Source organism: Verrucomicrobiota bacterium (assembly GCA_016871535.1).
Lineage (GTDB): Bacteria > Verrucomicrobiota > Verrucomicrobiia > Limisphaerales > SIBE01 > VHCZ01.
The window spans coordinates 1-7,070 of record VHCZ01000304.1 but is presented as its reverse complement, the minus strand read 5'-3'; the positions used below and the strand labels follow the sequence as shown (position 1 = coordinate 7,070).

The window sequence follows — 7,070 nt, the reverse complement described above, 5'->3', positions numbered from 1 at the left end:
GTCTTTTGTCCGTGGCCTGCGTTGGCTCGGTCCTTACAGCCCGCGTTGGGGATGCTCGGACCTCGCCGCCTTGGCCACAGCCAAAATCCCTCGCCGCAGGACCCCGCGCAATTTTCGGACACGCTCTTAAGGCTTCAAGTTCAAAGTTCGAGCCGGGAAGTTTTGCCAGAACAACAGAAGGCGGTGGCATTCTGGGATGGATGACCACCTGTAAAGCGCGCTATTTCGCCCGTGCCTCGACCAACCTGGCTCCTGGGCTCGGCGGCGTGAAAGTCGCCAGCGCCTTGCCATCCGTACCGTTCCACACGCGCAACACGCCGTCCTGGCCGCCGGCGATCACCGTTTTCCCGTCCGGCGTGACGGCGACAGCGTACATGAAATCGGCGACGCCATCGAAGGAGCGGCCTTTTTCGCCGTTGTCCTTCACGACGCGGACTTGATTGTCGCCGGAACTGGCTACCGCCTGGTCCGTGATGCCGATGAAACTGATGGCGGTCACTTCCTTGTTGAAGCCGTCGATGTTTTTCTTCCGCTCGCCCGTGAGGAAATCCCAGACTTTGATCACGTTGTCCGCGCCCGCGCTCATCAACGTCCGGGCGTCGCGCTTCCAGCTCACTCCCAGGACGTGATGCGTGTGCCCCTCGAACGATTTGACGACTTTGCCACTCGCAAGATCGATCACCCGCACGAATTTGTCGGCCGCCCCGGAAGCGAGATATTTCGCGTCCGCCGTGAAATCCAGACTGAACACCATGTCGCTGTGAACGTTCTTGAAATCCTCGAGCAGTTTGCCCGTTGCAACCTCCCAAAGCTTGATCTCACCGCCCCGCGTGGGCTCGCCGCTGCCGCTCGCCAGGCGCTGGCCGTCCGGACTGAATCGGAGCGCCTGGACACGATCCGCCAGCGGCGAAGTGGCGTCGCTCGTCCCGATCACTCGTTCGAGTTTCCATTCTGGATTCAAATCGAACGCCAGAACGCCGGGATCGGATGAAGCCGCGAACAGGTCGCCGTCCTTAGCGAAGGCGAGCGCAGCCCCGGGCGCTTTAACGCCGCGGAGCGTTTCGAATGGTGCGCCGGCATCCGCGCTCCAGGTGTGAATCAAGGCATCCTCACCCGCGGTCGCCAGGGTGAGATTGTCCGCAGAAAAGGCAACGGCGCGGATCAAACGCTCGGCCTGGGTGACCGCCTCTTTGGCATTCTTCAACCCGGCATCGATCTTCTTTTGCGTTTCCTCGGCGAGTTGAAGAGCGGATTTCGCGGCGGCCACCGCCGCAACCGCCAGTTTCTCGGCATTCTTCGCCAGTTCCAATTCATGCTCGGCCGAGGACTTGGCTATTTCGGTCTTCTTGAGATCTTTCTCGGCGTCGTCGCGCGCCTTTGTCGTGGAGGCGATCTTTTCTTCGGCCTTCTTTTTTCGTTCCGGCGCCTCCTTGGTAATCTGGTCGAAGCGCGGTTTGAGCTGGCCTTGCGCGAAGGCTTTTTCGGCGGCTTCTTCAAGGGCCTTCTCCACCAGGCCTTTTGCCTGGGCTACAGCTTTAGCTTTCGCATCGGCGTCTGCCGCTACTTTGGCCGCGACGGCTTTGGCGCGCGCAGCGACGGAATCGGCATCGGCCGCAATCTTCTCCGCCGCGGCTTTGGCATCCCCTTCGCTTTGGCTGCCGGCGGCGGCTTTGGTTTTCGCTGCGACGGACGCCGTGTCGGTCGCGACCTTTTCGCTGATCGCTTTCGTCTCGGCGGCTTCATCTGCCGGAACCTTGATTTGCAGGGCCCGATCCAAGGCTGCCTTGGCAGCCGCAGCCGCCTTTTGCGCGGCTTTTTCGGCGGCCTGGTATTGCTCGGTCACGGTTTTGAGTTCGGCGTTGAGTTCGGCCAGAGCGTTGTCCGCGCCCGTCTTGGCCCCCGTCGCGGAGTCGAGCGCTTTCTTCTTTTCGTCAAGAGCTTTTGCGGCGGCTTGCTGAGCTTCGGTTGCTTTCCTGATGCGATCCTCTTGGGCCTTGTGTTCCTTCTCGGCGTTCTGGATGGAGGATTTTCGGTAATTGATTTCACCGTTCGCGAAACTCAGTTCGCGCTCGGTGGCGATCACGAGTTCGGAGGCGTAACGGTCTCCTTTGAGCTCGGCGATCAACTTGCCGTTTTCCGCGTCCCAGAGTTTCGCGGCGGGACCGGCGCCGGCCGAAGCGAAGCGCTTGCCGTCGCTGCGCACCGCGACGGACGCCACCGGGGCGCCGTGTTTCATCTCGCGCACGAGTTTGCCGGTTTCGAGGTTCCAGTGCCGGACCGAACCGTCGGCGCTCCCGGAGAGGATTTCATTGGCGGCGACGGGAATGATTTCAAGAGAAGTCACCGCGCCTTCGTGGCCTTTGAGTTCCTTAACCGACGCCAACTCGCCTTTCGCAGTCTCGGGCAAGGTCCACACGCGAATGCTGTTGTCCGTGCCGCCCGCAACGATGCGTTTTCCGTCGGCCAGCCAGGCGCCCGCGCGAACCTCCGCCGGACCGATGCCCTGCGCGAACAATTCGCCTTCCCGCACATCCCAAACGCGAATCGTTTTGTCGTCGGCGCCGGAGACCAGCTTGGTGCCGTCCGGTGAAAACTTGAGGCTGTGGATCGTCTTCTCGTGGCCGGTCAGGAGTTTGGCGTCTTTGCCATCGGCGATCGACAGCAGCTTGATTGTTTTGTCGTCGCGCGCGAACGCGAGCCATTTGCCGTCCGGGCTGAGGGCCAAGGTTTGCACGGAGTGCCCGGCGGTTCCCGCCACGTGGAGTTTCTGCACGTCGCGCGGGCGGCGCCAGATTTTCGCCTGGCGATAGTCGCCGGAAGCCAGGAGGTTGCCGTCGGGACTGAACGCGAGCGAATGCACCATGTCGCGATGCGCCGCGCCGGGCTCGCGATACAAGCCGGAGCGAATCAACTCCGGGTCCGTCAGCCGGGCTACCAGTTGTTTGGAGGGAAGGTGATAGATGAAAATCTGATTGCCGCGCCCGCAAGCGGCGAATTGGCCGTCGCCGGTGACGGCGGCGGCGAAAATCGGGTGCAACGCGTCCGGCAGCGGCTTCCACACCACGGGGGCGGCCGCGCGGACTTCACCTTTCGCGCCTTGGTCGATCCAAAGTTTGATCAGGCCCAGTTCTTCGGGCTTGAGGTTCGAAGCGTTCACCTTGTTGTCGCGCGGCGGCATGACGGTGTCGGTCTGATGCGCGGCGGCTTTGAGGAGCAAACTCTCCGCGCTTTTGCCGGGGACAACGGCGGGGCCGGAGTCGCCGCCTTTGAGGATGGTTTGCGGCGTTTCGAGAATGAGTTCCGCCTTGGCTTTGGTCTGATTGTGGCAGGCCAGGCAATTGTTTTTGAAGATCGGCAGGATGTCGCTTTGGAAATCGACGGGTTGACTTCGCTTGACCTCGGCGATGATCAATCCTTTGGGTTGGTCCGGCGCGGCTATCTTGTCCTCGGCGCCACTCACAGAGAGGGCGAAGGACTGCAGAAGGACGAAGGGAAGGATCGCAGGAAGCTTGAAAACGGTCTTTTTCATGAACATGGGAAAAGTAGCGGCTGATTGGAGGGGATGCAAGTTTGTGGAAGTCGAGTGTTCTCGTTCTTTCGTGTTGTGCAACGCCGGGGCGCTTGCGAATCTTCTATAAACTGGAGTTCCGTATGATTTGCGCCACGCGACATAATCGAAAGCGGGCCGTCCACATTCTGCCTGACGATCCCCTCGGCGACGCAAGGATTCTTTGCGAAGGAGGAAGGAACGTCCTTTCATCTGAAGTGGGCCGCCAATCCGGAGCAAAGGATCAAAGGCTACCGCGTCTATCGGATGAACGGCCGCTACGACAAAGACCCGATTCCGCGCCTGACACCGGAGCCGATTTCCTCGCTCGGTTACGTTGATCCTGAAGCTGGCCTTTGCCACCTCCTCGGACATCAGCCCGTCCTGGCCCACCTCGTAACTGGCCCGGCGCAAGCCTCGACCGACCACTTGCTCGCACAGCAACTGCGACATGAACGGTCGCAAGCAACTGAAACACATTCGCCCTCCGGCGAAGTCATTGTCGCTGTCGGCAGAGGCGGTAGTAGCGCAGGCTTTCCAGCCTGCGGGTTCTGCGGACTTTCCAGTCCGCAGTTCCGAACGGGCGACTGGAAAGTCGCCCGAACCCGCCGACAAGAATGTCGGCGCCACATCACCCGTGGCCATCGTCTTTGGCCCGGAAAACGGCGCGGTGAGCGCTCCTTTCGTCGCGGGTGAGCATGGACAGATCGCGGTGAAGGTCATTGACGACCGAAACGATCCGCATCGGGGACAAGAACGAGACGAAGCGCGGCACACGGTATCTCTCCCGAGAGACGCTGCAGCAGCAGATCATGAACGGAATGCTGGAAGTCGTCGGAGGCAATCCCGCCGAGGATGTGTCGATCACGGTTCGCAGCCGCCGTTACGTCGAGAGCGACACGGCGTTCATCCGCGAGTGTGTAGTTTCGGCTCAGTTCTTGGGCAAGAGCCATTTGACGGCCGCGGCGCGAGACTGTTCCGCGGTCCCCTCGAACACGGTCAAATTGTTTTGCCCGGCCTCGGCTTCGTAAGCGGCTTTGACAATGTCCGGAGCCTCTTTGCCTTCGCCGGCCAGCCACAACTTTCCTGGAGCAGCCAGCGCAAGCATTCCGGGAAGATCGCCGTATTTGGCGCCGCCCGGCAGGAAGTTCACGTCATGAATCTCTCGCACGTTTCCAAAGCGGAAGCCGCCGGTGTCCACGACCGCGCGGTCCACGGCGCCCCGCAACAGGGCGCGCGCCGCTGCGGCCCAAGGGCCCGCGGCTCCGAGACCGACCAGATCGACGCGCTCGGATCTGCGCTCGTAGTTTCGCACGAACGACACCACCGTGAGGATGTCGTGCACGCGTTGAGCGAACAGGGAAGGGTTGTAGCCGAATGTGTACGCCGCAGCCTCGCGAGTGTTCTTCACGCGCCGCGTTTTGGTCACAGGCTCGCCGCCAGCCAGAAATTCGCCCTGAAAAAGCAAGTCAACTCCCGCGACACTCGCGCCCGAATCGAGCAGCTCTTGAATTTCCGGACGCGGACGGGAACCGACCTCCCGGGCGGCATACAGCCCCGCCTTCCCTGGCTCGTCGATCCAGATCACCGTGCGTCCGTTCCATTCCTTCGGGTGAAGAAAGAGCGCGGGCAGTTCTTCTTTGTGAGCCGCGCTTCGCAGGAGGCCGCTCATTTCGAGATAGCGTCCCCGGTCGTTCTTCTCTTTCAGTTCCCATTCCACGACTCCCACGTCCGCCAGGCCGCGGCCGAAAATCGCCTGGACTGCGCCGCCGAAGAGTTTGCGAAATTCCTCCGGCGATTGTCGTGCTTGCTGCAGTTGCCGCTGCGCGTCCTCCGTCCACCAGCGCAACAGCTTCTTCTCAAAATCGGGCCCGCCTTCCGGTTGAGGATGCCGCGCGTCCCAGACCGACATCTCCGCCTGCGTGAGCCGTTTGTAATCTTCCTCGACGATGGGCTCTTTGAATCCGAGGTTGAAATGCTTGTTCAGCCAACTGTAGAGGGCGGCGCGGCTGGGATAATTGTAGTTGTGGCCGAAGTAACCGTCTCCGCGTTTGAGCATGACGTGGTCAGCGGCTGCGTGCAGTTTGTAGTGCTGCTTCAGTTCCGGAAAACCCTTGGCCGCCATTTCGCGCGTCCAATCTTCCGCCGAAGTCAGGCCGAGGGGCTTGGGAGCAAATAGCGCGGCGAACTCGACGTTGCCCGTGCCCACGCGGAGGAGGCTCGCGTTTTCGCACGTGCAGCCGCCTTGCATCGCGGTGGAGACCATGACGGCGGGAAAGGCCAGCGCCGGACGCGGATCAATCCCGCACAAAATAAACGTCTGCGTGCCCCCGCCGCTGGCGCCGGTCACGGCGATGCGTTGCGAATCCACATCCGGCAAGGCGAGCATGAAATCGAGGGCGCGAATCGAGTTCAAGGTTTGCAGCCCCAGGGTGCTTTGCAGATGCGCTTCGGCTTGCGGGCTGAACAAGCCCCAGTGTTCCGGCGCGTTCATCTCCGGCCGTTGCTTGGAGAAGCGATGCGCCAGATCAAAGGAGAGCTGCGTGCTGTCGGCATAGCCGATCATGTCGTAGTGAAACACCACGCAACCCATGCGAGCGAGTTGAACGCAACGGGCCTGCAAGGGGCTGCGTCCGCCCTCCTCGAATCGCTCGCCGCCCATGATGATTTCCTTGCGGACGCCGTCCGCGCCGGCGTCGGTCCAGCGCCCATTATTCCAATGTCCATGCGGGCAAAGCACGCCGGGCAGTTTTCCGCTTTTGCCTTTCGGGCGATAGAGATTGCCTGTGACAAAGAATCCGGGCGCGCTTTCGAAGAAGACCTTCTCAACCGTGTAGGTGTCGCGCTCGATCTTGCCGTGAACGACGGGATTGAGCGGCGTTTTCGCGGGCATGGGCCAGAGGCCGAGCGCCACGAGCATTTGGCGGCGGAGAGCTTCCGCGCGCCGGGACCATTCCTCCGTGGTGGCCGGCGGCGTGAACGGGAAATAGCCATCCAAATCCTTCGGCGGCTGGAGCCGCGCGTCGTTTGGGAGGTGGCCGTTCTCCAAAGCGCGCGGCGCGGCGTCAGCGGCCAGCGCGGCCATGAAGGCGAAGGCGACGGACGCAAAACCGAACGCGATGGTTAACCGAGAGCAACCCGCCGGGCGTAAGCATGGGGAAGTGGTCATTCGCCCAAGCTTAGCGAGCGCTCCAATTTTGGCGAATGAAAATGCGGCGCCTTTCGCGGACCGGCAAGCCCGTTGGAGAAGTAGCGCAGATTCTGCGCTACTTTGGCCCCGCAGTCCGTCTCCGCTACGCATTCGCGAATTGCATTCTTCAATGTGTCATGGCTAACCTCCGTTACAGCCCATGAAAACACAGCGTGCCTCTACTCCTTCTCGAACCGGGTTCACTCTTATCGAATTGCTCGTCGTCATTGCCATCATCGCCATCCTGGCCGGCATGCTTCTGCCCGCGCTGAGCAAGGCCAAGGAAGGCGGGCGCTCGTCGCTCTGCAAAAACAACATGCGGCAGATCACGAT

The 7,070-nt window shown here is 61.5% G+C and carries 3 protein-coding genes; 1 reads left to right on the top strand and 2 read right to left on the bottom strand.

Annotation, left to right across the window (positions count from 1 at the left end):
* Positions 1 to 220 precede the first annotated feature (220 nt).
* Positions 221 to 4,270, bottom strand: coding sequence for a hypothetical protein (locus tag FJ398_24490; protein MBM3841053.1), 4,050 nt, complete (start codon positions 4,268 to 4,270; stop codon positions 221 to 223).
* A 208-nt stretch (positions 4,271 to 4,478) separates the two neighbouring features.
* Positions 4,479 to 6,632, bottom strand: coding sequence for an acetylxylan esterase (locus tag FJ398_24485; protein ID MBM3841052.1), 2,154 nt, complete (start codon positions 6,630 to 6,632; stop codon positions 4,479 to 4,481).
* 265 nt (positions 6,633 to 6,897) lie between these two features.
* On the opposite strand from FJ398_24485, the gene FJ398_24480 reads away from it, so the two are divergent.
* On the top strand, positions 6,898 to 7,070 hold a 173-nt coding region (locus FJ398_24480; GenBank protein MBM3841051.1), incomplete at its 3' end, for a prepilin-type N-terminal cleavage/methylation domain-containing protein.

What these genes read in the sequence shown, in the direction of transcription:
- FJ398_24490 (MBM3841053.1), bottom strand. Translation starts at nt 4,270, where the DNA reads ATGACCTTCACCGCGATCTGTCCATGCTCACCCGCGACGAAAGGAGCG.
- FJ398_24485 (MBM3841052.1), bottom strand. Translation starts at nt 6,632, where the DNA reads ATGGCCGCGCTGGCCGCTGACGCCGCGCCGCGCGCTTTGGAGAACGGC.